This is a genomic window from Paraburkholderia oxyphila NBRC 105797 (assembly GCF_000685075.1).
Taxonomy (GTDB): domain Bacteria; phylum Pseudomonadota; class Gammaproteobacteria; order Burkholderiales; family Burkholderiaceae; genus Paraburkholderia; species Paraburkholderia oxyphila.
Window position 1 is genome coordinate 138,095 of sequence record NZ_BAYD01000007.1, and the last position, 26,174, is coordinate 164,268.

The following is a 26,174-nucleotide window of genomic DNA, read 5'->3' on the forward strand; positions in this document are numbered from 1 at the left end:
CGAGATTCAGCTCATGGTTGCGGCCGTGCGCCGCCGCGCCGGCCGCTATCGATCAGTGGCGCCGGTCCGCCGCGGGGGTGACACCTTCTGAGAGCCCAGGCGTGGCGAAAAGTTGCGCCACATCCACGGGATCGAACTCGTAGCGCTGGTTGCAATAGTCGCAATGAATTTCGACGTGGCCGCGCTCCTCGATCACGCCGTCGACTTCCTCGCGGCCCAGCATCTTGAGCATCGCGCCCACTTTTTCGCGCGAGCAGCTGCACAGGAAGCGCGTGGTCACGGGCTCGAAGTGATTCACGTTCTCCTGCCAGAACAGGCGGCGGAATAGCGTCTCGGGTTCCTGTTCGAGCAGTTCTTGGCGCGTGAGCGTGCCGCCGAGCGTGCAGACGCGTTCCCATGTGTCGGTGTCGAGCTCATGAGGATGCGGCACAATGCCGCCATCGCCGGGCAGCTTCTGCAGCAGCATGCCGACCGCGCGGTCGTCGTTCGCGCCCAGCCACAGGCGCGTGTCGAGCTGCTCGGAATGATGCATGTAGTGCTCGAGGACTTCCGCGACGGACTTCAGCGGGCCGTCCTCGCCATTCAGCGGCACGATGCCCTGGTACGGCTGCTGGCCGGGCTGCTTGTTGGCCGGATCGAGCGTGATCACACAACGGCCGTGACCGCTTACGTTGATGAGATCGGCGAGCGTGGCGCCTTCGGCGAGCGCGGCCACGTCCTCGGCTTCGATGCCATCTGCGAGCCGCGCGGTGGCGCGCATCGAGAGGTCCGAGCTGCACTGCACGACCAGCATCCGCACCGGGCCGTCGCCGAGAATCTGCATGATCAGCGTGCCGTCGAACTTCAGGTTCGCCGAGAGCAGGGCGCAGGCGGCCATCATTTCGCCGAGCACGGTGCGCACGGGCGTCGGGTACTGGCGGCGCGTCAGCACCTCTTGCCACGTATTGCGCAACGAGACGATCTCGCCGCGCACGGGCGCCGCGCTGAACATGAATTTCTGCAACTGGTCGTTCACAATCTTTTCCTTCATTTCGATCCTTGCGGCACGTCCCGTAGACTGCAGCGGCGAGGCGGGCAGCCTTTAGCCGATGCGCACGAGTTGCGCCTTGAAATACTCCCGGCGCTGCGCGTAGACGTCCGCGTTGCGCTTGAGGCCGGCAATGTCGGCCTCGGTGAGCTCACGCACCACTTTGGCCGGCGCGCCGAGAATGAGCGAGTTGTCGGGGAACACCTTGCCTTCCGTGACAACGGCGCCCGCACCAACCAGACAGTTGCGGCCGATCACCGCACCATTCAAGACCACGGCCTGAATGCCGATGAGCGCGCCTTCCTTCACCGTGCAGCCGTGCAGCATGGCCTGGTGCCCGATCGTCACGTTCGCTTCGAGCGTGAGGGGGTAGCCGGGGTCGGTGTGCAGGACCGCGCCTTCCTGAACGTTGCTGCGCGGGCCGACCTTGATCGGCTCGTTGTCGCCGCGCAGGGTTGCGCCGAACCAGACGCTCGAATCCTCGGCCAGTTCGACCTTGCCGATGACGGTGGCGTTGTCCGCGACAAATACGCTCTCGTGAATGGTGGGCGCTGCTTCGCCAAGCTTGTAGATGGCCACGGTGTTACGTCTCCTTTTATCTTGCTGTGGGGCGCCTGCGGGCGCGCTCGAGAGCGCAGGCGGCGCAGGCCGGGTGAATCGCGTATTGTAAACGGTTGCGTGCGTACGCTCGTCCTGCCTCCGCAAACGCGCGGGTTGGCATGCGTGGCAGCGCTTGCGGCGCCCGCCGAGGCGCGCATTCCTGAGTTTCTTGCCGATTTTTGTCCGTTTTGCAATGAGTTCCGTGTTTTCCGAAGCCGCCGCCTCCACGCCCCGGCATCCCGCCGATTCTGCCCACGGCGCCCCCTGCATCCCGGCCCGTATCGATTGGCGCGCCGCCGCCCTCGACGCCCTGCGCGAACGCGATCCGCTTGCCAAGGCCGAAGCCGTGCGCGTGCTCCATGCCGAGGCGCTGGAGGCAGCGTCCCAAGGCGTGACGCACTGGGACGCCTCAAGTGCGCTCGTCGCGCACGGCGAGCTCCCCGGCCGCCCGACGCGCCCCGAGCTGGTCGAGCCGCGCAGCCTGCAGCGCCGCAGCATGAGCACGCCGCAAGGGCGCGTGGTGTTGCTGCATGCGCTGGCGCATATCGAGTTCAACGCGATCAATCTCGCGCTCGACGCCGTGTGGCGCTTCCCGAATCTGCCCGACGCTTTCTACGCCGACTGGCTCCGGGTCGCGGCTGAAGAGGCGTATCACTTCTCGCTGCTGCGCCAGCGGCTCGCCGACTACGGCCATGCCTACGGCGATTTCCCGGCGCACAACGGCCTCTGGGAGATGTGCGAGCGCACCAGCGGCGACGTGCTCGCGCGTATGGCGCTCGTGCCGCGCGTGCTGGAGGCGCGCGGTCTCGACGCCTCGCCGCCCATCCGCGTACGCCTGAAGCAGGCCGGCGACGACGAGTCCGCAGCGATCCTCGACATCATCCTGCGCGACGAGGTCGGGCACGTGCGCATCGGCAATCACTGGTTCCGCTATTTATGCGAAGCGCGCGGCCTCGATCCGCACGCCGCGTGGCTCGCGCTCGCCGCGCAGTACAACGCGCCACGCATGCGCGGGCCCTTCAATTTCGAGGCGCGCCGCTCGGCGGGCTTCGATCAGGCCGAGCTCGATACCCTGGCGGCGCAGGACGCCGCCGCGGCAAGCGAATCCGCCGCCCGTCGCGGCGCTGAAGAAAAATGAAAGGGCTTTAGCCCATCCGTCAGAACGTGTCGATATAATCGAACGACCATTCGTTTTTGTGCGAGCGCAATGAATCTTTCCCGATCCGAATTCGTCGACGTGAACGGCGTCCGCCTGCACGTGCGTCGCTGGGGCGCCGAAGACGCGCCCATGCTCTTCATGTTGCATGGCTGGATGGACGTGGCCGCCTCGTTCCAGTTCGTCGTCGACGCGCTCGGCGGCAACTGGCAGGTGATCGCGCCGGATATGCGCGGTTTCGGCCTGTCCGACTGGCCGGCGGCGCAGCGGGGCGGGGGCAGCTACTGGTTCCACGATTACGTCGCCGACCTGGACGCGCTGCTCGAGCACTACGCGCCTCGAGGTGAAGTGAACCTCGTCGGGCACAGCCTCGGCGCGAACATCGTGTGCTTCTATGCCGGCGTGCGGCCCGAGCGCGTGCGGCGCGTGGTCGATCTGGAGGGCTTCGGCATGCCGGCGGCCGTGCCCGCACAGGCGCCAGGCCGCGTGCGGCAATGGCTCGACGAGATGCGCGCGCCGCCGCAATTGCGCCCCTACGCGACGCTCGACGACGTCGCCGCGCGGCTCGTGAAAACGAACCCGCGCCTCGCGCCCGCGCGTGCGCGCTTTCTCGCCCAGCACTGGTCGAAGCCCGTGGATGGCACGGGCGGCCAGCAAGGCGAGGGCGGCTATATCCTGCTCGGCGACCCCGCGCACAAGATGGTCAACCCGGTGCTGTATCGCCTGGAAGAGATCATGGCGGTCTGGGCGTGCGTGCGGGCGAAGGTGCTCCATGTCGAAGCGAGGCAGTCGGAGACGCTCGCGCGGATTGCGGGCAAGGTGCCCATCGGCGAGTTCAAGAAGCGCTTCGAGGCGTTTCCCGACTGGCGCGAGCGCTTCATCGACGATGCGGGCCACATGGTCCATCACGATCAGCCCGAAGCCGTCGCCCACCTCATCGAGGCGTTCTGCGCCGGCTAGTATTCCCGCCTGCGTGCGCCGGGGCACACGAAGGCCGGCCGGACGCCTGCGACGCCTTCGTCGCATTGCAGTAAAATGGGCTGTTACTCTTTTTAAGCCTGCGATGAACGCCGATCTCCATTGTCACTCCACTGTCTCCGACGGCCAGATGGCCCCGGCTGCCGTCGCGCAGCTGGCGAAGGCGGGCGGCGTGACGCTGTGGGCGCTCACCGATCACGACGAGCTGGGCGGCCAGCACGAGGCGCGGGCCGCCGCCGAGGCGCTCGGCATGCGCTATCTCACGGGCGTCGAGATTTCGGTCACGTGGGCGTCGCGCACGGTGCACATCGTCGGTCTGCACGTCGATCCCGATTGCAAGGCGCTGGTCGACGGGCTCGCGCGCACGCGCAACGGCCGCGCCGCGCGCGCCGAAGCGATTGGCGAACGGCTGGAGACGCTCGGCATCCCGAACGCCTACGAAGGCGCGCTCCAGTACGTCTCGAATCCCGACCTGATTTCGCGCACGCATTTCGCGCGCTTTCTCGTGGAATCGGGGCGAGCCCAGAACACTCAAGACGCGTTCACGCGCTGGCTGGGCGAGGGCAAACCCGGCTATGTCTCGCACCGCTGGGCCAAACTGGCGGACGCCGTCGCCTGGATCAAGGCCGCGGGCGGCGAGGCCGTGGTCGCGCATCCCGGCCGCTACCACTACACGCCGCTCGAATTCGACACCTTCTTTGGCGAGTTCATCGATCTGGGCGGCAAGGCCATTGAAGTCGTCACGGGCAGCCATACGCCCGACCAGTACGGCGAATACGCCGCCGTCGCCCGCCGCTTCGGCTTCGAAGCGTCGCGCGGCTCGGATTTTCACGCCCCGGGCCCCGACGCGATCATGCCGGGCTCGCTGCCGCCGCTGCCTTCCGGTCTCAAGCCCGTCTGGGAGCGATGGCTGTAGGCCGCGCCCGCCGCGTGGCCCACAGCCGCCGTTCCTGAGCCTGCGCGCGGCCCGCCGCGCTCTGTTTCCGTGTTGTCCTGTTCGTCTCGCTGCGCGCGCTTGCACCGGAATTTCGCGTCGCGCTTCACGTTCCGCCTTGCCTTCGTCAGCTGATTACTGCCATGTCACAGTTTTTTCGGCTTCACCCAGAAAATCCGCAGCCGCGCCTCGTCAAGCAGGCCGTGCAGATCATCCGCGATGGCGGCGTGATCGCGCTGCCCACCGATTCGAGCTACGCGCTCGCCGCGCGCATCGACGACAAGCAGGCCGCGGAGCGTCTGCGGCGCATCCGCGGCCTCAACGACAAGGCGCTGCTCTCGCTGATGGTGCGCGATCTCTCCGAGCTCGCAAACTTCGCGATGGTGGACAATCGTCAGTACCGGCTCATCAAGTCGGTGACGCCGGGCCCTTACGTGTTCGTGCTGGAAGCGACGAAGGAAGTGCCGCGGCGGCTCTCGCATCCCTCGCGCAAGACCATCGGGCTGCGCGTGCCGGGTCACGCGATTCCGCTCGCGATCCTCGAGGAGCTGGGCGAGCCGCTACTCGCCTCGACGCTGATCCTGCCGCCCGACACCGAGGCCCTGAACGATCCCGACGAAATCCGCGAGCGGCTCGAGAAGCAGCTCGATCTCGTGATCGACGGCGGGGCGTGCCCGCGCGAGTCGTCGAGCGTCATCGATCTCACGGGCGAGGAGCCCGTGCTCGTGCGCGCGGGGCTGGGCGACCTGACGCCGTTCGGGCTCGAGGAGCCGGCCTGATGCGCGCGGTGGGCCCAGATCTCACATGCGCCGGCGCATCGGTTCCGCATTGACAGCGCGTTGTTACAATACGGCGCCATGGAAGACAACATTATTCAGACGCTCGTCGTCTACGCGTTGCCCGTGATCTTCGCGATCACGCTGCACGAAGCCGCCCACGGATACGTTGCGCGCCTGCTCGGCGACAATACCGCCTATGTGCTGGGCCGCGTGTCGCTGAATCCGATGCGGCACATCGATCCGGTCGGCACGATCGCGATGCCGCTCATTCTCTATTTCCTGACGAGCGGCGCCTTCGTGTTCGGCTATGCCAAGCCGGTGCCGATTGCGTTCGGCAACCTGCGCAATCCGCGCTGGGGCACGCTGTGGGTGGCCGCGGCGGGGCCGGCCTGCAACTTCGTGCAGTCGCTCCTGTGGGGCGTGTTCGGCGTAGCGCTGGCGGTGTTCGGCGTTCAGGAGCCGTTCTTCACGCGCATGGCCGCCGCCGGCATCGGCGTGAATCTGGTGCTCGGCGTGTTGAACCTGTTTCCGCTGCCGCCGCTCGACGGCGGCCGCGTGCTCGCGGCGCTGTTGCCCACGCGCGCGAGCATTGCGCTCTCGCGCCTCGAGCCCTATGGTTTCATCATCGTGATGGCGCTCCTCGTGAGCGGCGTCTTTACGCGCTTCTGGCTGCGCCCGCTCGTGTCTCTCGGCTACGACGCGGTGACGGCTATCCTTACTCCCCTTGTATCGCTCTTTTCATAACATCATGTTCCCAGACCGTATCTTCTCCGGCATGCGGCCCACCGGGTCGCTGCACCTCGGCCACTATCACGGTGTGCTGAAAAACTGGGTGCGGCTTCAGTCCGAGTACCCGTGCTTCTTCTGCGTGGTCGACTGGCACGCGCTCACGACGCACTACGAAACGCCTGAGGTGATCGAGAAGAACGTGTGGGACGTGCTGATCGACTGGCTGGCTTCCGGCATCGACCCGAACCAGTCGACCCTCTTCATCCAGAGCCGCGTGCCCGAGCACGCCGAGCTCGCACTGCTGCTCGGCATGAGCACGCCGCTGTCGTGGCTCGAGCGCGTGCCCACCTACAAGGAGCAGATCGAGAAGCTGCGCGACAAGGATCTCGGCACTTACGGCTTCCTCGGCTATCCCGTGCTCATGGCCGCCGACATCCTGCTGTACCGCGCCTCGCTGGTGCCGGTGGGCGAGGACCAGGTGCCGCACGTCGAGATGGCGCGCGAAATGGCGCGGCGTTTCAACTACATGTACGGCCGGGAGCCTGGCTTCGAAGAGAAAGCCAACGACGCCGCGAAGAAGCTCGGCGGAAAGCGCTCGAAGCTCTATCACGAGCTGCGCGTCGCGTATCAGCAGGAAGGCAATGAAGAGGCGCTCGAACAGGCGCGCGCCATGCTGTCGGAGTCGCAGAGCCTGTCGATGAGCGACCGAGAGCGCCTGTTCGGCTACCTCGAAGGCTCGCGCAAGATCATCCTGCCGGAGCCGCAGGTGCTGCTGACCGAGGCCTCGCGCATGCCGGGTCTGGACGGGCAGAAGATGTCGAAGTCCTACGGCAACACGATCGGCCTGCGCGAGGACGCCGAGTCGATCACGAAAAAGGTCCGCACCATGCCGACCGATCCGGCGCGCGTGCGCCGCACCGATCCGGGCGATCCGGACAAGTGCCCGGTGTGGCAGCTGCATCAGGTCTACACGGACGAAGCGACGCACGAGTGGGTGCAGAAGGGTTGCCGGACGGCGGGCATCGGCTGTCTCGAGTGCAAGCAGCCGGTGATCGAAGGCATCCTGCGCGAGCAGCAGCCGATGCTCGAGCGCGCGCAGAAGTACATGGACGATCCGTCGCTGTTGCGCGCGATCGTGGCCGATGGTTGCGACAAGGCGCGCAAGTTCGCCAACGAGACCATGCGCGACGTGCGTGAGGCGATGGGCCTCTCGTACAGCTAAGGCAGACAATCGCGATGACGCCCACGTCCGGCGGCGGTGCGCCGCCAGCGCCCAAGGGGTTGGCCCATGGCGGGCTGGCCCATCAGGGTCCGACCCATGCGGGGCTCTCCGAGCCGTCCGGCTGGGTGCGCCAGTGGGCGCACCTGATCGCGCCGGGTGGCACGGTGCTCGACCTCGCCTCGGGCGCGGGGCGCCATGCGCGCTGGTTTGCGGCCCACGGCCATCCGGTCGCGGCGCTCGACCGCGACGTCGCCGCGCTCGCGACAATGCGCGACGTGGCCGGCATCGCCACGCTCGAGTGCGACCTCGAAGGCGCGCCCTGGCCGCTCCCGGACGATGCGCGTTTTGCGGGCATAGTCGTCACAAATTATCTGTATCGTCCGCTCATGCCGCGTCTCATCGACGCGTTGGCGTCGGGCGGCGTGCTGATCTACGAAACCTTCGCGCAGGGCAACGAGACTGTCGGCAAGCCTTCGAACCCGGCATTCCTGCTGGCGCCGGGCGAGTTGCTGGCGGTCTGCACGCCCGCGCTGCGCGTGATCGCCTACCAGGACGGATTTATCCCGCAACCCCGGGAAGCGTTCGTCCAGCGCATCTGCGCCGTGCGCGAGATGCGCCCGGCGCAAAATTCATCGGCGGAAAATTTTGCCCGTCAGAACGGCGCGGATACGGTCGAAAGAACCGGTAACAGCGCGGCGACTCAGGTACTACCCCTGGTGCGTTACGATCTGACCAGGTAATCCGCTACAATCGCGGTTTAACGTACTCATTCTTTTGAAGTTTCATGGCTAACGGCACCCAGCACGGCATTACGTTGCGCGGCAGCATTCCCGCGATCGTCACCCCCATGCACGAAGACGGCAGCCTCGATCTGCCTGCATTCCGCAAACTGATCGACTGGCACGTGGAAGAGGGGACGGATGCAATCGTCGTCGTCGGCACGAGCGGCGAGTCCGCCACGCTGGACGTCGAAGAGCACATCCTGATGGTCAAGACGGCGGTCGAGCACGCCGCGGGCCGTATGCCGATCATCGCCGGCGCCGGCGGCAATTCCACGGCCGAGGCCATCGAGCTCACGAGGCACGCGAAGAGTGTCGGCGCACAGGCGTCGCTCCAGGTCGTGCCCTATTACAACAAGCCGACCCAGGAAGGCATGTACCGCCATTTCGCGACGATTGCGGAAGCGGTGGACCTGCCGGTCCTGCTGTACAACGTGCCGGGCCGCACGGTCGCGGACATGTCGAACGAGACGATCCTGCGCCTCGCGCAGGTGCCGGGCATCGTCGGCGTGAAGGAAGCGACGGGCAATATCGACCGCGCCGCGCACCTGATCAAGCACGCGCCGGAAGGCTTCAAGATCTTCAGCGGCGACGATCCCACCGCGATCGCGCTGATGCTGCTGGGTGGCCACGGTAATATCTCGGTGACCGCGAACGTCGCGCCGCGCCAGATGAGCGAGCTGTGCCGCGCCGCGCTGGAAGGCGACGCCAAGACCGCGCGTGCGATCCACCTGAAGCTGTTGTCGTTGCACAAGAATCTTTTCATCGAATCGAACCCGATTCCGGTGAAGTGGGCACTGCAGGAACTCGGCCGCATCGAGGGCGGCATCCGTCTGCCGCTCACGCCGCTCGACGCGCGCTACCACGACGTGGTGCGCACGGCGCTGCGCGAGGCTGGCCTGATCGGCTGATCGGTTTAAGCCCGATCAGCCGAAAGCGCCGTATTTTCAACTGACGCCCACGAGCCACGCACCCAAATCGACGACACAATCGACGACAGATATCCTGGCAGGTCAAGGCTTAGCGTTCCCGTATTACGAAGGTCCACATGAAACATCCCGTTCTTTCCCTCCACGCAACCCGCATGGCGGTGCTGGCGCTCGCACTCGGCTCGCTCGCAGGTTGTGAGTCGCTGAACGACATGTTCGCGTCGGATCGCGTCAACTACAAGGACACGGCAAGCGCGCCGGCACTGGCCGTGCCGCAGGATCTGTCGGCGGTGCCGACCGACCAGAAGTACATTGCGCCGCCGGCCACGGTGACGCTGGGCGGCGCCGCGCAGCGCACCGTCACGAGCGCGGGCAATGCCACGCTCGGCGTGCCGGATGCGCAGGATCCGCTCGGCATGCATATCGAGCGCGATGGCGACCGCCGCTGGCTCGTGATCGACGGCCGCACGCCCGACGACGTCTGGCCGCAGCTGCAGGAATTCTGGACCGACAACGGCTTCACGCTCACGACCGATTCGCCGGCCACGGGCATCATGACCACGGACTGGGCCGAAAACCGCGCCAATATTCCGGACGACTGGTTCCGCCGCACGATCGGCCGCGTGGTCGACTTTGCGTATTCGTCGGGCACGCGCGACAAATTCCGTACGCTGGTCACGCGCGGCGCGGACGGCCAGACCGACATTTCGATCACACACAGCGCGATGGAAGAAGTGCTGACCGGCCAGGACAAGACCGGGTCGAAGTGGGTGGAGCGTCCGCGCGATCCTGCCCTCGAGGCCGCCTTCCTCGACAAGGTCATGCAGAAGTTCGGCCTGACCGACGCGCAGGCCAAGCAACTGCTGACCGATGCGCGTCCGTCGTCCTCCGCGGCCAAGGTCGTGGCCGGCACCGACGGCACGACGCTCGATCTGCCCGAGGCATTCGATACCGCATGGCTGCGCGTGGGTCTCGCGCTCGATCGCACCAATTTCACGGTCGACAACCGCGACCGCGAGAAGGGCATCTACTACGTGCGCTACGCCGATTCCATGCAGGAACTGAAGGGCGACGGCCTGCTCGGCAAGCTGTTCTACAACCCGAAAAAGGCCGAGAAGGATCAGGGGCCGGAGATCATGATTTCGGTGCGTTCGAGCGGCAACTCGACCCAGGTGGCGGTGCTCAACCCGAACGGCCAGGTGGACACCTCGTCGGACGCGCAGCGCATCGTGACCGCGCTGCACGCCCAGTTGAACTAAAACACGCCGTGCGCTTTGCGAGCCTCGGCAGCGGCAGCGAGGGCAATGCACTGGTCGTGGAAGCAGGCGGCGGCGCGACGCCCACGCGCGTGCTGCTCGACTGCGGATTCTCCGCGAAGGAAGTCGAGCGGCGGCTCGCCCGGGTGGGTCTTGCCGCCGACACGCTCAGCGCAATTCTCATCACCCACGAACACAGCGACCATATCGGCAGCGCGCTGACGCTGGCGCGCCGCTGGTCGATTCCGCTCTACATGAGCTGGGGCACGGCGCAGGCCGTAGGCGCCGACGACGCGGGCGTCGAACTCAACGTTCTCTGGGGCGATGAGGTGGCCGAAATCGGCGCGATCGGCGTGCAGCCTTACACCGTGCCGCACGATGCGCGCGAGCCGCTGCAATTCGTTTTCAGCGATGGCGCGAGCCGGCTTGGCGTGCTGACCGACGTCGGCGAGTCGACGCCGCACATCAACGCCGTGCTGAGCGGCTGCGACGCGCTCGTGCTCGAATGCAATCACGACCTCGAGATGCTGGCGGCGAGCCGTTATCCGGCGTCGCTCAAGGCGCGCATTGGCGGCTCCCACGGTCACTTGAACAACGAGGCGGCCGGCGGCATTCTCGCGGCGCTCGATCGCTCGAAATTGCGTCATCTGGTCGCCGCGCACCTGAGCCAGCAAAACAACACGCCGGAACTCGCGCGCGCAGCCATGGCGGCCGTGCTCGGCAACGCGGCCACGGAAATCGGGGTCGCCACGCAAGGCGAAGGCTTCGACTGGCTCGCTCTCTAGCCTGCTTCATGTCTACGGCCCGTGGCCGGCGGCGCACGGACGAAAAAAAGCCCATGACGCGAGTCATGGGCTTTTTGCTTGTGGGCGAGGGCCGGAACAGGTCCGGCCCTGCTGAGTTCAGTTGCGATTGCCGCCGAAAATGCCGAGGATCGCGAGCAGGTTCGTGAACACGTTGTAGAGATCCAGGTAGATCGCGAGCGTAGCCGTGATGTAGTTGGTCTCGCCGCCGTTCACGACGCGCTGCACGTCGAACAGCATATAGGCCGAGAAGATCGCGATGGCCAGCACGGACACCGTGAGCATCAGCGTGGGCAGGTGCAGGAACATGTTCGCGATGCCTGCGAGCAGGATCACGATCACGCCCATGAACAGCCACTTGCCGAGCCCCGAGAAGTCGCGCTTGCTGACGGTGGCGATGGTCGCCATGGTGGCGAAGATGATGCCGGTGCCGCCGAACGCGAGCATGATCAGCGACGCGCCGTTCGAGAAACCGAGAATGAACGCCAGCAGCCGCGAGAGCATCAGGCCCATGAAGAACGTGAAGCCCAGCAGCACGAATACGCCGAGCGAACTGTTCTTGGTGCGCTCGATGGCGAAGATGAAGCCGAAGGCGATCGCGAAGAACGCGAGCAGGCTCATCGTCGGGCTGGTGGCGGCGAACAGCGAGAAGCCCGTGGTGACGCCCACCCACGCGCCGAGCACCGTCGGCACCATCGACAGCGCGAGCAGCCAGTAGGTGTTGCGCAGTACGCGGTTGCGAGTCTCGGCGGAGACGACGGTGCCGCCGCGGCCGAAGTTGTAGGGGTACTCGTTCATGCTTTCTCCTTGCGTGAGACGCGTGGCAGGCGGTGCGCGTCACGTGCGCGATCCGCTCCCTCTTAAGATATGCGCGGTGTCCCGGAGTTTCAACGGGACGCCACACAGTTTCGCTACGTTTGAGAGCGTAGCCTCCCATGCTTAATTGGGGCTGAAAAGCCCGGCGGCGCGGCGTTTGCGCCGGCGAGGCCGAGTCTGTCGGCCTAACGGGGTTCAATCGCAATCATACATGGGAACATGCTACAATTGCGGATTCATTTGAATCTGTAACCTCTTAATTTTCTGGAGTTTTTATGGCGCTCGAACGCACCCTGTCGATTATCAAGCCGGACGCAGTGGCAAAGAACGTGATCGGCCAGATCTACAGCCGCTTCGAAAACGCTGGCCTGAAGATCGTTGCTTCGCGCATGGTCCACCTCTCGCGCGCTGATGCCGAGAAGTTCTATGCTGTTCACGCAGAGCGTCCGTTCTTCAAGGACCTCGTTGAGTTCATGATCTCGGGCCCGGTGCAGATTCAAGTTCTGGAAGGCGAGAACGCCATCCTGAAGAACCGCGACCTGATGGGCGCGACCGACCCGAAGAAGGCCGAGAAGGGCACGATCCGCGCCGACTTCGCGGACAGCATCGACGCCAACGCCGTTCACGGCTCGGACGCCGTTGAAACGGCTCGCGTCGAAATCGCGTTCTTCTTCCCGGAAGTCAACGTTTACTCGCGCTAATCGGCAAGAGTAAGCGGCAGTTCAAGGTAGCATAGGGTCGCGAACGGCGATGACGTTCACTGTCCGGTGCCGGGTTTTCTCGGATCCGGCAGTGAACGCGCTCTCGCACTGAAATGGCAGGATTCGACATGACGAGCAGTTCCACCGTCAACCTTCTCGATTTCGACGCCCAAGGGCTCGTCGCATATTGCGAGAGCCTGGGCGAGAAGCCGTTTCGCGCCAAACAGCTTCAGCGCTGGATTCACCAATACAATGCCGCCGACTTTGACGGCATGACGGATCTGGCCAAATCGCTGCGCGAGAAGCTGAAAGGGCGCGCCTCGATCGGCATGCCCGAAATCATTTCCGACAACGTTTCCACCGACGGCACGCGCAAGTGGCTCGTGGACGTCGGCAACGGCAACGCGGTCGAGACCGTGTTCATTCCGGAAGAAACGCGCGGCACGCTGTGCGTGTCGTCTCAGGCGGGATGCGCGGTGAATTGCCGGTTCTGTTCGACCGGCAAGCAAGGATTTTCACGCAATCTCACCACCGCCGAGATCATCGGCCAGCTGCGCATGGCGGAGTTCGCCCTGCGCGCGTCGCTCCTTGGCGAGGCCGGCGGCCGCGCGACCGGCGGTGAGGGCAAGGGCGAGCGCGTCGTCACCAACGTCGTGATGATGGGCATGGGTGAGCCGCTCCTGAACTACGACGCGGTCGTTCCCGCGATGCGCCTGATGCTCGACGACAACGCCTACGGCCTGTCGCGCCGGCGCGTCACGCTGTCGACCTCGGGCGTCGTGCCCATGATGGACCGCCTCGGCGCCGACCTCCCGGTCGCGCTCGCGGTGTCGCTGCATGCACCCAACGACGCATTGCGCGACGAGCTCGTGCCGCTGAACCGCAAGTACCCGCTGCGCGAGCTGATGGCCGCCTGCCAGCGGTACCTGCTGGTTGCGCCGCGCGACTTCATCACCTTCGAGTACTGCATGCTCGACGGCGTCAACGACACGGAGGAGCACGCACGCCAATTGCTCGCGGTAACGCGTGACGTGCCGTGCAAATTCAACCTGATTCCGTTCAATCCGTTCCCCGAGTCGGGCCTGCTGCGTTCGAAATCGGACCAGATCAAGCGCTTCGCACAGATCCTGATGGATGCGGGCGTCGTTACGACCGTGCGCAAGACGCGCGGCGACGACATCGACGCGGCCTGCGGCCAGCTCGCAGGCGAGGTGAAGGACCGCACGCGCCTTGCCGAGCGCACCGCCCGCAAGGTGATCGACGTCCATCCGGTTCAGCACTGAACGCGGTGGACCCCGGTCAAGGCGAAAAAGGGCGATAACACGGTAGAAACGGGGCACGAAAGGCAGTGCCGGTGCAGCTGCGCGGGGAATGACGCAGTATTGCCGGCGAGTTTGACAAGAAACGTTGCAGAAGCGATCGGATGCGGCACAGTAGCCGCGCATTTTGTTATAAACGGTCTGCGAATCGGGGCCGGGCGCAGTGCGCCCGCCGGTTCCGGGATAGAAAAGAATCGACGCAAGGACTTTGGGATGAGCGAGCCGCAGCACCCTTTCGGGACAGACGGAACAGAGACCAACGCAGGCCGTTCGGGATCCGACGGCTCGCCATCGCCGGTGCAGGCCGTGCCTGACACGCTGGCCGCGGTGGGCGCGCGCCTCGCGCAGCTGCGCCAGGCGAAAAACTGGTCGGTCGAGGACGTCTCGGCGCGCTTGAAGGTGTCGGTTTCGAAGCTGCGCGAGCTCGAGGCGGGCGACATCAGCCATCTGCCGGATGCCACGTTCGCACTCGGCGTGGTGCGGGCCTATGCGAAGCTGCTCGGCGCCGATCCCGCGCCGCTCACCCAGGCGCTGCGCCGCGAGCGCGGCGTGCCGCAGCCGGATCTGTCGATGCCCGCGTCGTCGGGCGCGGATCTGCCGCGCGGGCGCGTCTCGCTCTCGCTGGGCGGCGGGGTGCGCACGCCGCGCCGCCGTGCGTCGTGGCTGTGGGGCGTGGCGTTCGTCGTCGTCGCGGTGATCGGCATCTCGATGTGGCATACGAACAGCGGCGAATCGTCGGCATGGTTCGCGCGCCTGAAGTCGATGGCCAGCGGCACGACCAGTAGCGCAAGCAGTGAATCGGGCGCGTCGTCAGCGAAGGTGACCGAGGGCACGACAACGGGCGCAGCGACCGGGCAGGGCACGGACGAGGCCGGCGCGGCCTCGAACGCTCAGGCTAGCGGCCAGGTCAATGGCCAGGTCAGCGGCGAAGCCTCGGCCGTTCAGGGTGCGGCGAGTGCGCCGCAGGCTACGGCGAGTGCGCCGCAGGCGACCCAGGTTGCGCCGGCCAGCGCGGCGCCTGCCGCGAGCGCGGCTGCGGCGAGCGCGGCAGCAGTGGCGGGGGTGGCAACCGCGGCAACGGAACAAGCGGCTTCGGTGCCGGCCGCGCCCGGCACGTCGACGTTCGCGATACGCGTGACGCAGGACTCCTGGGTCAGCGTGCGCCAGAAAGATGGCAAGGAGCTCTTCTCCGGACTGGTCCACGCCAATGATGGGCGTGAGATCTCCGGTGTCGAGCCGCTCAGGATCACGGTGGGCAACAAGGCCGGTATCGAGTCGATGACCATCGACGGTCAGCCGGTCGACGCATCGAAGTATGCGTCGGCGCGTGGCAATGTCGCGCGCTTCGTGCTGCCCTGATCAAGACATGACGTGCATTGCGGCCGGCAAGTGGGCCGCGATGCTTTATCAATTCGCGCGCTGTCCGCAAGTCGACAGTCGCGGCGCGCGCGAGGTGTAAATGGGCTCTTCGATGCAAAGCGAAACGCAATCCCCGTCCAGCAATAGCCAGATCTGCTCCAGCGAGCCGGTCCTCGGCGGCCACGCGCCGCGCCGCAAGTCGCACGCCGTGCATGTGCGCTGGGGCGGCCAGCTGGTGACGATCGGCGGCGACGCGCCGGTGCGCGTGCAGTCGATGACCAATACCGATACCGCAGACGCGATCGGTACCGCTATCCAGATCAAGGAGCTGGCGCAGGCCGGCTCGGAGCTCGTGCGTATCACGGTGAACACGCCGGAAGCGGCCGCAGCCGTGCCGCACGTGCGCGATCAGCTCGACCGCATGGGCGTGACGGTGCCGCTCGTCGGCGACTTCCACTACAACGGCCACCTGTTGCTGCGCGACTATCCGGCGTGCGCCGAGGCGCTCTCGAAGTACCGCATCAACCCGGGCAACGTCGGCCAGGGCGCCAAGCGCGACACGCAGTACGCGCAGATGATCGAAGCGGCCATCAAGTACGACAAGCCGGTGCGCATCGGCGTGAACTGGGGCAGCCTCGACCAGGATCTGCTCGCGCGCATGATGGACGAGAACGCGGCGCGTAAAGAGCCGTGGGAAGCGCAGAGCGTGATGTACGAAGCGCTCATTCAGTCGGCCATCGGCTCGGCCGAACGCGCGGTCGAACTCGGCCTCGGCCGCGACAAGATCATCCTGTCGTGCAAGGTCAGCGGCGTGCAGGACCTGATCGCCGTCTACCGGGAACTCGCCAAGCGTTGCGACTTCGCGCTGCATCTCGGCTTGACCGAGGCGGGCATGGGCTCGAAGGGCATCGTCGCGTCGACGGCGGCGCTCTCGGTGCTGCTCCAGCAGGGCATTGGCGACACCATCCGGATTTCGCTCACGCCGGAGCCGGGTGCCCCGCGCACCGGCGAAGTCGTGGTCGGACAGGAAATTTTGCAAACCATGGGCCTGCGCTCGTTCACGCCGATGGTCATCGCGTGCCCGGGTTGCGGTCGCACGACCAGCACGCTGTTCCAGGAGCTCGCTTCGCGGATCCAGAACTATCTGCGCGCGCAAATGCCCGTGTGGCGTGGCGAGTACCCCGGTGTCGAGACGATGAACGTGGCCGTGATGGGCTGCATCGTGAACGGCCCGGGCGAGTCCAAGCACGCGAACATCGGCATCAGCCTGCCGGGCTCGGGCGAGAATCCCGCGGCGCCGGTTTTCGTCGACGGCGAGAAGGTCAAGACGCTGCGCGGCGAGCACATCGCGGAAGAATTCCAGCAGATCGTGAGCGACTACGTCGCGCGCAAGTACGGCAAGGCGGAAGCGCCGGTCTGAGCGCCGCGCTACCGAGCACCGTTTCCAGGCATAACCAAATATCGCCATTCGCAAGCACACTCGCAACGCAATGACTGAACAGAAAAGAAAGCCCGAAAAGCTGACCGGCGTGAAGGGCATGAACGACATCCTGCCGCAGGACGCAGGGCTGTGGGACTTCTTCGAAACCACCGTGAAGTCCATGCTCCGTTCGTACGGATACCAGAACATCCGCACGCCGATCGTCGAGCATACGCAGCTCTTCACGCGCGGTATCGGCGAGGTGACCGACATCGTCGAAAAGGAGATGTACAGCTTCACCGACGCGCTCAACGGCGAAAACCTCACGATGCGGCCGGAGAACACAGCGGCCGTCGTGCGTGCGTCGATCGAGCACAACATGCTCTACGACGGCCCGAAGCGCCTGTGGTACATCGGCCCGATGTTCCGTCACGAGCGTCCGCAGCGCGGCCGCTATCGCCAGTTCCATCAGGTCGGCGTGGAAGCGCTCGGCTTCGCGGGCCCCGATGCGGACGCGGAAATCATCCTGATGTGCCAGCGTCTCTGGGACGACCTCGGCTTGACCGGCATCAAGCTTGAAATCAACTCGCTGGGTCTCGCGGAAGAGCGCGCCGCGCATCGCGTCGAGCTCATCAAGTATCTCGAGCAGCACGTCGACCTGCTCGACGAAGACGGCAAGCGCCGCCTGTATACGAACCCGCTGCGCGTGCTCGATACGAAGAACCCTGCGCTGCAGGAAATCGCGAACAACGCGCCGAAGCTGATCGACTTCCTCGGCGAGGCGTCGCTTGCGCACTTCGAAGGGCTGCAGCGCCTGCTCAAGGCGAACAACATTCCGTTCAAGATCAACCCGCGTCTCGTGCGCGGGCTCGATTACTACAATCTGACCGTGTTCGAGTGGGTCACCGACAAGCTCGGCGCGCAGGGGACGGTGGCGGCCGGCGGCCGTTACGATCCGCTGATCGAGCAGCTTGGCGGCAAGCCCACGGCGGCTTGCGGCTGGGCCATGGGCGTCGAGCGCATTCTGGAGCTGCTCAAGGAAGAGGACCTCGTGCCGGAAGACGACGGTTGCGACGTCTACGTTGTGCACCAGGGCGACGCGGCACGCGAGCAGGCGTTCATCGTGGCCGAGCGTCTGCGTGACACCGGTCTCGACGTCATCCTCCACTGCAGCGCCGACGGTCAGCCCGCGAGCTTCAAGTCGCAGATGAAGCGCGCGGATGCCAGCGGCGCGGCGTTCGCCGTGGTGCTTGGCGAAGACGAAGTGGCCAAGGGCGTAGCGGGTGTGAAGGCACTGCGCGGTGGCGCCGAAGCCGCTCGCAGCGAGCAACAGACGGTAGCACTCGAAGACTTGACCGAATATCTAATCAATGCGATGGTTGCATCCGCCGAAGACGGCGACGACTGATAGGGTCGTTACAGGTCGCGGTGAGTAGTCAACCGTCATCGACGCGCGATCTACGCATTTGACCGCTGTCCGCGGCGTGCCACGAAAGGTGTACGTGGCGCGTACGGCAGCGGGCTTCAGAATAAACAAGGAATCGCTACGCGATGAGTTATCACGACGAACAGGAATCGATCGAGAGTTTCAAGGCATGGTGGACGCAGTGGGGCAACATCACTACGTGGATCGTGCTGATCGTTCTGCTCGCGCTCGCTGCGTGGAACGGCTGGAACTTCTGGCAGCGCCGTCAGGCTGCCGAGGCCGCGGTGCTGTACGACCAGGTTCAGCAGGCATCGGCCGGCGACGACAAAGCGCTGCTCACGCGCATTGCGACTGACATGGAAGACCGCTTCGGCCGCACCGCGTATGCGCAGATGACCGCGCTGGACGTGGCCAAGGCGCTCTACATGGCGGGCGATACCGCGGGCGCCAAGGCGCAGTTGCAATGGGCGGCCGATCACGCGAAGGACGAGGAGTTCCGCCAGATCGCCAAGATCCGTCTTGCCTCCGTGCTGCTCGACGAAAAGGCCTACGATCAGGGCCTCGCGCTGATTCCGCAACCGGATTCGGGCCCGTTCAAGGGGATCGTCGCGGATGGCCGCGGCGACCTGCTCGCGGCAGCCGGCAAACGCGACGATGCGCGCACGGCCTACAAGCTCGCGCTCGACAGCTTGCCCAAGAGCGATGCCTCCGAGCGCCAGTTGATCCAGTTCAAGCTCGACGCGCTGGGCGGCTAAGGAAGCCGCGCTGCCCGCCCGTGAATATAAACAGCTAAACCAACTCCATTCATGCTTCGTTCACCGATGAATTTGCTGAAACGAACCGTTGTACCTGTCGCCTGTGCGATGACCGTCCTCGCGCTGGCGGCTTGCTCGTCCACCAAAGACGAGCGTCGCGTACCGGTGCCGCTGACCGAGTTCAAGCCGGTGCTGGACGTCCAGCAGGTGTGGAAGTCGAGCGTCGGCAAGGCGGGTCGCTACCTGTTCTCGCCGGTCGCCGTGGGCGACGCTGTTTACGCCGCGGGCGAGAACGGCTCGGTCGCGAAGATCGACGCGCAGACCGGCAAAGACATCTGGCGCACCAAGCTCAAGGACGACATCTCGGCGGGCGTTGGCAGCGACGGCAATCTCACGGCTGTCGGCGGCCTGAAGGGCAACGTCTACGTGCTCGACGCCAGTGGCAAGCTCTCGTGGCAAGCCAGGGCGCCGGGCGAGATCATTTCGCCGCCGCTGGTCGGCAACGGTCTCGTGATCGTGCGCACCATCGATGGTCAGGTCATCGCGTTCAACGCGCAGACCGGCGAGCAGAAGTGGGTCTATCGCAACCGCGCGGTGCCGCTGAACCTGCGCGTCTCCGCGGGCATGACGTTCGCGGGCGACCAGGCCGTGCTCGCGGGCTTCCCGGGCGGCGCATTCGCGGCGATCAACCTGCAGACCGGCGATGCGTTCTGGGAAACGCCGGTGTCCTATCCGAAGGGCGTGACCGAAGTCGAGCGCATCAACGACGTGAGCGGTCCGCCCACGCTCGTCGGCGCCACCACGTGTGCGGTCACGTTCCAGGGCCAACTGGGGTGTTTCGACGCCAACTCGGGCCGTGCAATGTGGGAGAAGGCATTCTCGAGCACGAGCGGGATCGCTCAGGACGAGACCACGGTGGTGGGCGGCGACGACTGGTCGGTCGTGAAGGCGTACAGCGTCTCGAACGGCGACCAGACCTGGAGCACCGACAAGCTTAAGAACCGCGACGTGAGCGTGCCGGCCGTGCTCGGCCACGCGGTCGTGGTGGGCGACTACCAGGGCTATGTGCATTTCCTCTCGCTCGACGACGGCAGCTTCGTCTCGCGCGTGAAGACCGACGGCAGCCCGATCACCGCTGCACCGGTGCTGGCTGGCAACACGCTGGTCGTGCAGACGAAGGACGGCGACCTCTACGGTCTGCGTCCGCGTTGATCGGATGACAATGTCCGGCGCATGGCGTCGGGCGTCGCATCGAGGGGCCGCGCCCGCGGGCGGCGGCCTCTTGCATTTGGTGCTCGCACCTCTTGCATTTGGCTGTCCCGGGGCCATTTATAGAAAATTGTGGGCGGCCCCGAGCCTCGTCTGGGTTGCCGCTCCGCTGGCCGATGCATGCCGGCCGCGCGCAGATTATGAGACGCTGGATGGCTCCGGGCTGGATTGCCCCAGACCGGCGACCAGGCTGAAGAAAGAATCGATCCGTTGGACTGCTCGGCTGGCGAGCACGCCCCGAGCGCTGGCCCGGCGCGTGCTGGGCCCCGAAGGGCTCAAGTACCGGGCGCACGACCCAATTCGTGATAATTTGCAACTATTGCAGCTTCTGCGAGCATGAACGCAGGTGCTTGCCGCGCAGCGCGCCGGACGTTCCGGTGCCGCGCCTTACTGTAGAAAAGATCAGATGAAACCCGTAATCGCCCTCGTCGGGCGCCCCAATGTGGGGAAATCCACGCTCTTCAACCGGCTCACGCGCTCGCGCGATGCGCTGGTGGCCGATCTGCCCGGTCTCACCCGCGACCGCCACTATGGCGAAGGGCGCGTGGGCGATCGTGCGTATCTCGTGGTCGACACCGGTGGCTTCGAACCGATCGCCAAGGACGGCATCCTGCATGAAATGGCGCGCCAGACGCGTCAGGCGGTCGAGGAAGCCGACATCGTCGTGTTCATCTGCGATGGCCGCAATGGCCTCGCGCCGCAGGACAAGCACATTGCCGATTACCTGCGCAAGACCGGCCGGCCGATCTTCCTCGTGGTCAACAAGGCTGAGGGGATGAAGTACAGCGCGGTCGCCGCCGACTTTTACGAACTCGGCCTCGGCGACCCGCGCGCGATTTCCGCGGCGCACGGTGACGGCGTGACCGAGATGATCAACGAGGCGCTCGATCAGGCCTACGCCGATCGCCCGGAAGAAAGCGAAGAAGATGCCGGAAAGCACGGCATCAAGATTGCGATCGTCGGCCGTCCGAACGTGGGCAAGTCCACGCTCGTCAATACGCTGATCGGCGAAGACCGCGTGATCGCGTTCGACATGCCGGGCACCACGCGCGACTCCATCTACGTGGATTTCGAGCGCGGCGGCAAGAAGTACACCTTGATCGATACGGCGGGTCTGCGCCGCCGTGGCAAGGTGTTCGAGGCCATCGAGAAGTTCTCGGTGGTGAAGACGCTGCAGTCGATCGCCGACGCCAACGTGGTCATTCTGCTGCTCGACGCGCGCCAGGAAATCTCGGACCAGGATGCGCATATCGCCGGCTTCGTGGTGGAACAGGGGCGCGCGCTCGTGGTGGGCGTGAACAAGTGGGACGGCATGGACGACCACGCGCGCGAGCGCACCAAGCACCACCTGCAACGCAAGCTGAAGTTCCTCGACTTCGCGGAAATGCGCTTCATTTCGGCGACGGAAAAATTCGGCATCGGCCCGCTGATGCGTTCGGTGGACAACGCGTATGCCGCGGCGATGGCGAAGCTTCCCACGCCGAAACTCACGCGCGCGCTCATCGAAGCGGTGGAATTCCAGCAGCCGCGTCGTCGCGGCCCGGTGCGTCCGAAGCTGCGCTATGCGCACCAGGGGGGACAGAACCCCCCCATTATCGTGATCCACGGCAATGCGCTCGATGCGGTGACCGATACCTACAAGCGCTACCTGGAGAACCGTTTCCGGGAAACTTTCTCGCTGACCGGGACTCCATTGCGCATAGAGTTTCGTTCCTCGACGAATCCCTACACTGAAAAAAGCTGAGCTGCGTTCGCTACCGCGCGCAATCGCGCTGTTGGCCTTCCTGGCCGGACGGTGGGGACCGGCGCGGTGGAACGAGAATCAGCTATAGTGTAGCGATTGGCGTCGGATTTCTTTTTCTTCGGCGCCAATTTAGTTAAACCTGCAAAAAAATACGGAGTTTGCTATGAGCAACAAAGGGCAACTGTTACAAGACCCGTTTCTGAACGCGCTGCGCAAGGAGCACGTGCCTGTTTCGATCTATCTGGTCAACGGCATCAAGCTTCAAGGGAACATTGAATCGTTCGACCAGTACGTCGTGTTGCTCCGTAATACGGTTACGCAAATGGTTTACAAGCACGCCATTTCCACGGTGGTTCCGGCCCGTCCGGTGAACTTCCACCCGGATGCGGAAGCGTCCTGATCTTTGACGCGGCCGGTCCGGAGCGCCAGGCCGGCGCTCCCGATCCGGCCGCTTCCATTTTGACATCTGCTAATTTGATCAACGCCGCACTCGTCGGCATCGACTTCGGCAAGACCGATTTCGAAGCCAGTCTCGAAGAACTCAGCCTGCTCGCCAAGAGCGCGGGCGCCACGCCCGCTGTCACGCTCACCGGGCGGCGTTCCAGCCCCGACGCCGCCATGTTCATCGGCAGCGGCAAGGCCGAGGAACTGCGTCTCGCCTGCGAGGCGAACGACGTCGAAATCGTCATTTTCAATCACGCGCTCTCGCCCGCCCAGCAACGTAATCTGGAGCGTGCGCTCGATCGCCGCGTGATCGACCGCACGAGCCTCATTCTCGACATTTTCGCGCAGCGCGCACGCAGCCATGAAGGCAAGCTGCAGGTCGAGCTCGCGCAGCTTCAGTATCTCGCCACGCGCCTCGTGCGCGCCTGGACTCACCTCGAGCGCCAGAAGGGCGGTATTGGCCTGCGCGGTCCTGGCGAAACGCAGCTCGAAACCGACCGCCGCCTGATTGGCGAGCGCATCAAGATGCTGCAGGGCAAGCTCGCCAAGCTGCGTCGCCAGCACGGCACGCAGCGGCGCCAGCGCGAGCGCACGCGCACGATGTCGGTCTCGCTTGTCGGCTACACGAACGCGGGCAAATCCACGCTCTTTAATGCACTGACCAAGGCGCAGGCCTATGCCGCGGACCAGTTGTTCGCGACGCTCGACACCACTTCGCGGCGCCTGTGGCTCGGCGACGACGTGGGCCAGATCGTGTTGTCGGACACCGTGGGTTTCATCCGCGAACTGCCTCACCAGCTCGTCGCGGCGTTTCGCGCGACGTTGCAGGAAACCGTGCAGGCCGACTTGTTGCTGCACGTGGTGGACGCCTCGAGCCCGGTGCGGCTAGACCAGATCGATCAGGTGAACGAGGTGCTGCACGAGATTGGCGCGGACACCATCCGTCAGGTGCTGGTGTTCAACAAGATCGACGCCGTGCCTGAACTGGCGGCCCGCGGCGGGACGGTCGAGCGGGACGAGTATGGTAATATTTCGCGCGTCTTTTTGAGCGCGCGCACGGGCGTCGGACTGGATGCGCTGCGCGCCGCCATCGCCGAAATCGCGACTGCCGAGCCGCTCGTCCAGGCGTCGCAGCTCCTGCCCGCCGCCGACTGGAACGCGGTGCCGCACGAACCCAGCAGGGAACCCGAGCTGGGCCGCTGAACGCTATCGGGCGACGCCTTGAGGCGCTCCCCGTGGCGTGCCCCGAAGTGCGCCGATGAGGTGCCCCCACGCACATGACCCGCTGTCTACTCTGGTGAACGAACACAGGTGAACGATTACAACAAGCGGACTGGCTGGCAGCGCACACGCGCCATTTTCTCGCTGAACGACCCGCGTTGGGGCCGCGGCGATGGCAATGGCCAGCGCACTGACGACGCGCGGCGTCCGTCGGGCAATAACGGCAACAAAGACGGTGGCAAGGGTGATGGCCCACCCGATCTCGACGAAATGTGGCGCGATTTCAATCGCCGTTTGTCGGCGTTCTTCGGCAAGAAGGGCAAGGGCGGCGGCGGGCTCGGCCCGCGGCCGGACAATGGCCGCAGCGCGCGCATTGGCGTGGGCATCGTGCTCGGCGTGCTCATCGCCATCTATGTGGGCAGCGGTGTGTTCGTCGTTCAGGACGGCCAGGCCGGTGTCGTGCTGCAGTTCGGCCAGTATCGCCACACGGTCGGCCAGGGCGTGCACTGGCGTCTGCCGTTCCCGTTCCAGACGCAGGAAATCGTCAATGTCGGTCAGATCCGCAGCGTCGAGATCGGCCGCAATAATCTCGTGCGCCCGTCGAATGTGAAGGATGCCTCGGTGCTCACGCACGATGGCGACATTCTCGACGTGCGCTTCACCGTGCAGTATCAGGTCAAGCAGCCCACCGACTATCTGTTCCACAGCGTCGATCCCGACCTCGCCGTGAGTCAGGCCGCGCAGGCGGCCGTGCGCACCGTGGTGGGCGCGCGCAGCACGCATGATCTCCTCTATGCGGACCGCGAACCGATCCGCGCGCAACTCGCCGACTCCATCCAGCACGCGCTCGACCTCTACAAGACGGGGCTTGGCGTGGTTGGCGTGACGATCCAGAGCGTCAGCGCGCCCGATCGCGTGCAGGCCGCCTTCGACGACGAAGCGAAGGCGCATCAGGAGAGCGAGCGCGCGAAGCGCGACGCCGAGGCCTACGCCGATCAGACGCTGCCGAGCGCGCAAGCCGAAGCAGCGCGTCTCATCGAAGACGCGAAGGCCTACAGCGACCGTGTGGTCGCGCAGGCGCAGGGCGATGCGCAGCGCTTTAACAGCGTCTACGACCAATACGCGAAGGCGCCGGCCGTCATTCGTGAGCGCATGTACCTGGACACCATGCAGCACATCTACTCGAATACGACGAAGGTGTTCGTCGACAGCAAGTCGGGCAACAACGTGATCTATCTGCCGCTCGACAAGCTCGTCGACGCGACGCGTCAGCGCGCGGCGGCAGCCGCGGGCGCGTCGGGTGCTGCGGCAGCCGCGGCACCGGCTAGCGCCGCGCCGGATGCGAATGCCGCCGCCGCGCCCGCAGCAAACGGCGAGACGCAGCAAAACGCGCAACCGCAAAGCCAGCAGCAGGGCACGCAACAGCAAAACGCGCAGCCGCAGCAGAGTGCTGCACCGGCACCGTCGGCGAGCGACGCGGCCGAGGCGGCGAGCGATGCCTTCCGTTCGCGCGACGCGCTGCGTTCGCGTGGCCGCGAAGACGACGTGCAATAACGGAGCGCCGACATGAACAAGATCATTGCGTTCGTCGTCGCCTTCGTGGTGGTGGTGCTCGTGGCCTCGTCGGCGGTGTTCGTCGTCGGTCCGCGCCATGTGGCGGTGGTGTCCTCCTCGGGCGGCGCCAAAGCGACGCTCGCGGGCCCGGGCCTGCACGTGAAGCTGCCGCCGCCGTTCCAGACCGCGACGTTCATCGATACCCGCATTCAGGCCTTCGATGCGCCCGATGCCGACCGCTACACCACGTCGGACAAGACCGAGCTGCTCGTGAACCCGGTCGTGCGCTATCGCATTGCCGATCCGCTCAAGCTCTTCGCCGCCACCAAGGGCGACCCGCAGACGCTCGCGGACCGGCTCGCGTCGCTCTCGCGCGATGCGCTTTCGGGCGCGTTCTCGAAGGTCGATCTGAGCGATGCGCTTGCCCAGCAGGAAGCAATCGCCAACGGCGCGCGCGACACGCTCAAGGCCGCCGCTGCGCCGCTCGGCATCGACGTGGTCGACATCGAGTTCACGCGCATCGACTATCCGGCGGAACTCGCCGAGGTGGTCTACAAGCGTATGAGCGCCGCGCGCGAGCAGGCCGCCGCCGACGAGCGCGCGAAGGGCGCCGCCGAGGCGCAGAAGATCAAGGACGAGGCAGAGCGCAAGCAGCAGGGCGTGATCGCCGACGCGTACAGCCAGGCGCAGGCCATCAAGGGCGACGGCGACGGCAAGGCCGCTGCGATTGCCGCGCAGGCGTATGGCCGCGATCCGGACTTCTATCGCTTCTACCAGAGCATGCAGGCGTACCGCGAGAGCTTCAAGCCGGGCGATGTGGTCGTGGTCGATTCGTCGAGCGACTTCTTCCGCTTCATGCGCAGTCCGAACGGAGAGGCGCCGCCGGCTCCTGCCGCCCCCGCCGCAGCGCGCAAACACTAGATCAATGAGACACGGGCGCCGCGCGTGTGCGCG

The 26,174-nt window shown here is 65.5% G+C and carries 25 protein-coding genes; 22 read left to right on the plus strand and 3 right to left on the minus strand.

Annotated features, from left to right (window positions below; translation table 11 throughout):
• Positions 1-52: 52 nt before the first annotated feature.
• On the minus strand, positions 53-1,015 hold the full coding sequence (gene hslO / locus BO1_RS06700) for an Hsp33 family molecular chaperone HslO (RefSeq protein ID WP_028216900.1): 963 nt from the start codon (positions 1,013-1,015) through the stop codon (positions 53-55).
• A gap of 66 nt (positions 1,016-1,081) precedes the next feature.
• Positions 1,082-1,606 (minus strand): gamma carbonic anhydrase family protein, encoded by a 525-nt coding sequence (locus tag BO1_RS06705; RefSeq protein WP_028216901.1) that lies wholly within the window; start codon positions 1,604-1,606, stop codon positions 1,082-1,084.
• 214 nt (positions 1,607-1,820) lie between these two features.
• On the opposite strand from BO1_RS06705, the gene BO1_RS06710 reads away from it, so the two are divergent.
• The 10 genes from BO1_RS06710 to BO1_RS06755 all read left to right on the plus strand — a co-directional run bounded on the left by BO1_RS06710 (position 1,821) and on the right by BO1_RS06755 (position 11,174).
• Entirely contained in the window at positions 1,821-2,765 is a 945-nt protein-coding gene (locus tag BO1_RS06710) for a ferritin-like domain-containing protein (protein WP_084687787.1), read from the plus strand.
• Positions 2,766-2,834: 69 nt separating this feature from the next.
• Positions 2,835-3,743, plus strand: coding sequence for an alpha/beta fold hydrolase (locus BO1_RS06715; protein ID WP_028216903.1), 909 nt, complete (start codon positions 2,835-2,837; stop codon positions 3,741-3,743).
• A gap of 103 nt (positions 3,744-3,846) precedes the next feature.
• The gene (locus BO1_RS06720) at positions 3,847-4,677 is read left to right on the plus strand and encodes a 3',5'-nucleoside bisphosphate phosphatase (RefSeq protein WP_028216904.1); all 831 of its coding nucleotides are present in this window, start codon (positions 3,847-3,849) and stop codon (positions 4,675-4,677) included.
• 161 nt (positions 4,678-4,838) lie between these two features.
• On the plus strand, positions 4,839-5,474 hold the full coding sequence (locus tag BO1_RS06725) for an L-threonylcarbamoyladenylate synthase (protein WP_028216905.1): 636 nt from the start codon (positions 4,839-4,841) through the stop codon (positions 5,472-5,474).
• A gap of 78 nt (positions 5,475-5,552) precedes the next feature.
• The gene (locus BO1_RS06730) at positions 5,553-6,218 is read left to right on the plus strand and encodes a site-2 protease family protein (protein WP_028216906.1); all 666 of its coding nucleotides are present in this window, start codon (positions 5,553-5,555) and stop codon (positions 6,216-6,218) included.
• A gap of 4 nt (positions 6,219-6,222) precedes the next feature.
• The gene (locus BO1_RS06735) at positions 6,223-7,425 is read left to right on the plus strand and encodes a tryptophan--tRNA ligase (protein ID WP_028216907.1); all 1,203 of its coding nucleotides are present in this window, start codon (positions 6,223-6,225) and stop codon (positions 7,423-7,425) included.
• A 14-nt stretch (positions 7,426-7,439) separates the two neighbouring features.
• The gene (locus BO1_RS49925) at positions 7,440-8,165 is read left to right on the plus strand and encodes a class I SAM-dependent methyltransferase (RefSeq protein WP_063744666.1); all 726 of its coding nucleotides are present in this window, start codon (positions 7,440-7,442) and stop codon (positions 8,163-8,165) included.
• 44 nt (positions 8,166-8,209) lie between these two features.
• Positions 8,210-9,115, plus strand: coding sequence for a 4-hydroxy-tetrahydrodipicolinate synthase (gene dapA / locus BO1_RS06745; protein ID WP_028216908.1), 906 nt, complete (start codon positions 8,210-8,212; stop codon positions 9,113-9,115).
• A 137-nt stretch (positions 9,116-9,252) separates the two neighbouring features.
• A complete protein-coding gene (gene bamC / locus BO1_RS06750; protein WP_028216909.1) occupies positions 9,253-10,392 on the plus strand; it encodes an outer membrane protein assembly factor BamC in 1,140 nt (379 codons plus the stop codon).
• An 8-nt stretch (positions 10,393-10,400) separates the two neighbouring features.
• Complete coding sequence (locus BO1_RS06755) at positions 10,401-11,174, plus strand: MBL fold metallo-hydrolase (RefSeq protein WP_028216910.1); 774 nt, start codon at positions 10,401-10,403, stop codon at positions 11,172-11,174.
• A gap of 117 nt (positions 11,175-11,291) precedes the next feature.
• Here BO1_RS06755 and BO1_RS06760 read toward each other — a convergent pair whose 3' ends face one another.
• The gene (locus tag BO1_RS06760; RefSeq protein WP_028216911.1) at positions 11,292-11,990 is read right to left on the minus strand and encodes a Bax inhibitor-1 family protein; all 699 of its coding nucleotides are present in this window, start codon (positions 11,988-11,990) and stop codon (positions 11,292-11,294) included.
• 293 nt (positions 11,991-12,283) lie between these two features.
• Between BO1_RS06760 and ndk the strand changes: the two genes are divergently transcribed.
• The 12 genes from ndk to hflC all read left to right on the plus strand — a co-directional run bounded on the left by ndk (position 12,284) and on the right by hflC (position 26,141).
• Positions 12,284-12,709 carry a nucleoside-diphosphate kinase gene (gene ndk, locus BO1_RS06765; RefSeq protein WP_028216912.1) on the plus strand — a complete coding sequence of 142 codons (426 nt, stop codon included), beginning with the start codon at positions 12,284-12,286 and terminating at the stop codon, positions 12,707-12,709.
• A gap of 128 nt (positions 12,710-12,837) precedes the next feature.
• On the plus strand, positions 12,838-13,992 hold the full coding sequence (gene rlmN, locus BO1_RS06770) for a 23S rRNA (adenine(2503)-C(2))-methyltransferase RlmN (RefSeq protein ID WP_028216913.1): 1,155 nt from the start codon (positions 12,838-12,840) through the stop codon (positions 13,990-13,992).
• 249 nt (positions 13,993-14,241) lie between these two features.
• A complete protein-coding gene (locus BO1_RS06775; protein ID WP_028216914.1) occupies positions 14,242-15,387 on the plus strand; it encodes a helix-turn-helix domain-containing protein in 1,146 nt (381 codons plus the stop codon).
• Between the two features lie 112 nt (positions 15,388-15,499).
• Complete coding sequence (ispG, locus tag BO1_RS06785) at positions 15,500-16,807, plus strand: flavodoxin-dependent (E)-4-hydroxy-3-methylbut-2-enyl-diphosphate synthase (protein WP_028216915.1); 1,308 nt, start codon at positions 15,500-15,502, stop codon at positions 16,805-16,807.
• 70 nt (positions 16,808-16,877) lie between these two features.
• Complete coding sequence (gene hisS, locus BO1_RS06790) at positions 16,878-18,215, plus strand: histidine--tRNA ligase (RefSeq protein ID WP_028216916.1); 1,338 nt, start codon at positions 16,878-16,880, stop codon at positions 18,213-18,215.
• Positions 18,216-18,358: 143 nt separating this feature from the next.
• A complete protein-coding gene (locus tag BO1_RS06795; RefSeq protein WP_028216917.1) occupies positions 18,359-18,988 on the plus strand; it encodes a YfgM family protein in 630 nt (209 codons plus the stop codon).
• A 66-nt stretch (positions 18,989-19,054) separates the two neighbouring features.
• Positions 19,055-20,200: an outer membrane protein assembly factor BamB gene (bamB, locus tag BO1_RS06800; protein WP_028216918.1), complete on the plus strand. Its 1,146-nt coding sequence runs from the start codon at positions 19,055-19,057 to the stop codon at positions 20,198-20,200.
• 463 nt (positions 20,201-20,663) lie between these two features.
• A complete protein-coding gene (gene der / locus BO1_RS06805; protein ID WP_028216919.1) occupies positions 20,664-22,001 on the plus strand; it encodes a ribosome biogenesis GTPase Der in 1,338 nt (445 codons plus the stop codon).
• A 163-nt stretch (positions 22,002-22,164) separates the two neighbouring features.
• Complete coding sequence (gene hfq, locus BO1_RS06810) at positions 22,165-22,401, plus strand: RNA chaperone Hfq (RefSeq protein WP_028210028.1); 237 nt, start codon at positions 22,165-22,167, stop codon at positions 22,399-22,401.
• A gap of 74 nt (positions 22,402-22,475) precedes the next feature.
• The gene (hflX, locus tag BO1_RS06815; RefSeq protein ID WP_028216920.1) at positions 22,476-23,648 is read left to right on the plus strand and encodes a GTPase HflX; all 1,173 of its coding nucleotides are present in this window, start codon (positions 22,476-22,478) and stop codon (positions 23,646-23,648) included.
• 108 nt (positions 23,649-23,756) lie between these two features.
• A complete protein-coding gene (gene hflK, locus BO1_RS06820) occupies positions 23,757-25,220 on the plus strand; it encodes an FtsH protease activity modulator HflK (protein ID WP_028216921.1) in 1,464 nt (487 codons plus the stop codon).
• A 12-nt stretch (positions 25,221-25,232) separates the two neighbouring features.
• Complete coding sequence (hflC, locus tag BO1_RS06825) at positions 25,233-26,141, plus strand: protease modulator HflC (RefSeq protein ID WP_028216922.1); 909 nt, start codon at positions 25,233-25,235, stop codon at positions 26,139-26,141.
• Positions 26,142-26,174 lie beyond the last annotated feature (33 nt).

Bases quoted from the DNA above. Each gene is read 5' to 3' on its own strand.
- BO1_RS06710 (WP_084687787.1), top strand. From the start codon at position 1,821: ATGAGTTCCGTGTTTTCCGAAGCCGCCGCCTCCACGCCCCGGCATCCC.
- BO1_RS06715 (WP_028216903.1), top strand. From the start codon at position 2,835: ATGAATCTTTCCCGATCCGAATTCGTCGACGTGAACGGCGTCCGCCTG.
- BO1_RS06720 (WP_028216904.1), top strand. From the start codon at position 3,847: ATGAACGCCGATCTCCATTGTCACTCCACTGTCTCCGACGGCCAGATG.
- BO1_RS06725 (WP_028216905.1), top strand. From the start codon at position 4,839: ATGTCACAGTTTTTTCGGCTTCACCCAGAAAATCCGCAGCCGCGCCTC.
- BO1_RS06730 (WP_028216906.1), top strand. From the start codon at position 5,553: ATGGAAGACAACATTATTCAGACGCTCGTCGTCTACGCGTTGCCCGTG.
- BO1_RS06735 (WP_028216907.1), top strand. From the start codon at position 6,223: ATGTTCCCAGACCGTATCTTCTCCGGCATGCGGCCCACCGGGTCGCTG.
- BO1_RS49925 (WP_063744666.1), top strand. From the start codon at position 7,440: ATGACGCCCACGTCCGGCGGCGGTGCGCCGCCAGCGCCCAAGGGGTTG.
- dapA (WP_028216908.1), top strand. From the start codon at position 8,210: ATGGCTAACGGCACCCAGCACGGCATTACGTTGCGCGGCAGCATTCCC.
- bamC (WP_028216909.1), top strand. From the start codon at position 9,253: ATGAAACATCCCGTTCTTTCCCTCCACGCAACCCGCATGGCGGTGCTG.
- BO1_RS06760 (WP_028216911.1), bottom strand. From the start codon at position 11,990: ATGAACGAGTACCCCTACAACTTCGGCCGCGGCGGCACCGTCGTCTCC.
- ndk (WP_028216912.1), top strand. From the start codon at position 12,284: ATGGCGCTCGAACGCACCCTGTCGATTATCAAGCCGGACGCAGTGGCA.
- rlmN (WP_028216913.1), top strand. From the start codon at position 12,838: ATGACGAGCAGTTCCACCGTCAACCTTCTCGATTTCGACGCCCAAGGG.
- BO1_RS06775 (WP_028216914.1), top strand. From the start codon at position 14,242: ATGAGCGAGCCGCAGCACCCTTTCGGGACAGACGGAACAGAGACCAAC.
- ispG (WP_028216915.1), top strand. From the start codon at position 15,500: ATGCAAAGCGAAACGCAATCCCCGTCCAGCAATAGCCAGATCTGCTCC.
- hisS (WP_028216916.1), top strand. From the start codon at position 16,878: ATGACTGAACAGAAAAGAAAGCCCGAAAAGCTGACCGGCGTGAAGGGC.
- BO1_RS06795 (WP_028216917.1), top strand. From the start codon at position 18,359: ATGAGTTATCACGACGAACAGGAATCGATCGAGAGTTTCAAGGCATGG.
- bamB (WP_028216918.1), top strand. From the start codon at position 19,055: ATGAATTTGCTGAAACGAACCGTTGTACCTGTCGCCTGTGCGATGACC.
- der (WP_028216919.1), top strand. From the start codon at position 20,664: ATGAAACCCGTAATCGCCCTCGTCGGGCGCCCCAATGTGGGGAAATCC.
- hfq (WP_028210028.1), top strand. From the start codon at position 22,165: ATGAGCAACAAAGGGCAACTGTTACAAGACCCGTTTCTGAACGCGCTG.
- hflC (WP_028216922.1), top strand. From the start codon at position 25,233: ATGAACAAGATCATTGCGTTCGTCGTCGCCTTCGTGGTGGTGGTGCTC.